Origin of the sequence: Pseudomonas sp. (genome assembly GCF_050739995.1) — a bacterium.
GTDB lineage: Bacteria > Pseudomonadota > Gammaproteobacteria > Pseudomonadales > Pseudomonadaceae > Aquipseudomonas.
This window is the reverse complement of the sequence record NZ_JBOICG010000140.1, coordinates 1-1,847: the sequence shown is the minus strand read 5'-3', so window position 1 is coordinate 1,847 and position 1,847 is coordinate 1. Positions and strand designations below refer to the sequence as shown.

Below are 1,847 nucleotides of genomic sequence, written 5' to 3'. Positions count from 1 at the left end.
CGGGTGCGTCGGGCAAGGCGGTAACGGGGCGGTAGATATCGAGTTTCTGGCGGGGGTCATCGCCGTAGGCGAGGGAGGAGGTTTTGGTGAAGGTGCTGGTGGGGGTGAGTGCGTTGAGCACTTTGATCGGGGAGCAGGCTGCGAGCAGCGTCGCGATGGCCAGGGTGAACACTTGCAGGCGTTTTTTCAACATTATTCAGGCCCTATAAAAACTGCAGGACTTGCGGCGATCCAAATGTGGGAGCGGGCTTGCTCGCGAAGGCGGAGTATCAGGCAACACATGCATCAACTAACACGCAGCCTTCGCGAGCAAGCCCGCTCCCACATTTTTGACCGCATTCCAAGGCATAAAAAACGCCAACCCGAGGGTTGGCGTTTTTTATGCGGCGATTAAATCACTGCGGCTTCTTGCGACCAAAACCAGGACGCTGACCGGAACCGGCCGGAGCGCCACGGCGCTTGCCCGACGGTTCGTCCGCGACCAGTTTCGGGCCTGGGCGCTTGTTCGCCGCCGGCTTGGCTGGACGCTTGGTGCTGGCGTTGTCGGCTGGGCGATCCGCTTCACCACGGTTGCTGCGACCACCTGACGGGGCAGGACGTGGCGCACGTGGAGCACGCTCGCCTTCCTGACGCGATGGCGCGGTTGGGCGGCGCTCGCCTTCGATGTTCGGCTCGCGGGAAATACGACCGCCAGTCGCCGGGGCATTCAGTGCCGGGCGCAGAGTGCGGGCAACGCGTTCGGTACGGGCCACAGGGCGCGACGATTTACGCTGCATACGCTCGAGCTTGTCTTTGCTCTTGGCGTTCATCTGCGGCATCGCGACCGGCGTCAGGCCCACTTCGGCGCTGAGGATGTCGACTTCGTACTGGCTCATTTCGCGCCAGCGGCCCATCGGCAGGTCGGAGTTCAAGAACACCGGGCCGAAACGCACGCGCTTCAAGCGGCTGACCACCAGGCCCTGGGATTCCCACAGGCGACGTACTTCACGGTTACGACCTTCCATCACCACGCAGTGATACCAGTGGTTGAAACCTTCGCCACCCGGTGCCTGCTTGATGTCAGTGAACTTGGCCGGGCCGTCTTCCAGCACCACGCCCGCCTTGAGGCGTTCGATCATCTCGTCATCGACTTCACCGCGTACACGCACGGCGTATTCACGGTCCATCTCGTAGGACGGGTGCATCAGGCGGTTGGCCAGCTCACCGTCAGTGGTGAACATCAGCAAGCCGGTGGTGTTGATGTCGAGACGGCCGATGTTGATCCAACGACCTTCTTTCGGCTTTGGCATCTTGTCGAACACGGTTGGACGGCCTTCCGGGTCGTCACGGGTGCAGATCTCGCCATCAGGTTTGTTGTACATGATCACGCGGCGCACCGATTCAGCGGCCTCTTCACGCTTGATGACCTTGCCATCAATGGTGATTGCATCGTGCAGGTCGACGCGCTGGCCGAGGGTGGCCTCGACGCCGTTGACCTTGATGCGCTTCTGGGTGATCCAGGCTTCGACGTCGCGGCGCGAGCCCACGCCGATACGCGCCAGCACCTTTTGCAGCTTTTCGCCTGCTGGGCCGATTTCCTGGCTGTCGTTCTGGTCTTTGTCATTCATCTTAAGCACCTCCCGGTGGGTCGATTCAGGCATGGCCTGAAGAGTATTGAAAGCGGGGCTTTGGCCGAACAGATCGGCAAAGGGTCGCGAATCATACGCGCATGACGCGCGTTGCGCATCAGAGACTAGTCGATTAGCACCAAGTCATTAACTTTTCCGCCGATCGGTGAGCCTACAGCAGATCAAAATGTGGGAGGGGGCTTGCTCCCGATGGCGGTGGGTCAGTTGATACATGTGTTG

At 60.7% G+C, this 1,847-nt stretch carries 1 protein-coding gene and 1 pseudogene; both read right to left on the bottom strand.

Annotated elements, in window-relative coordinates; translation table 11 throughout:
• A pseudogene (locus ACRESD_RS04945) lies at nucleotides 1-193 on the bottom strand (alpha/beta hydrolase); the annotation flags it as partial.
• A gap of 202 nt (nucleotides 194-395) precedes the next feature.
• Nucleotides 396-1,607 carry a 23S rRNA pseudouridine(2605) synthase RluB gene (gene rluB, locus ACRESD_RS04940; protein ID WP_431749898.1) on the bottom strand — a complete coding sequence of 404 codons (1,212 nt, stop codon included), beginning with the start codon at nucleotides 1,605-1,607 and terminating at the stop codon, nucleotides 396-398.
• Between the last annotated feature and the right edge of the window lie 240 nt (nucleotides 1,608-1,847).

What these genes read in the sequence shown, in the direction of transcription:
- rluB (WP_431749898.1), bottom strand. Translation starts at nt 1,607, where the DNA reads ATGAATGACAAAGACCAGAACGACAGCCAGGAAATCGGCCCAGCAGGC.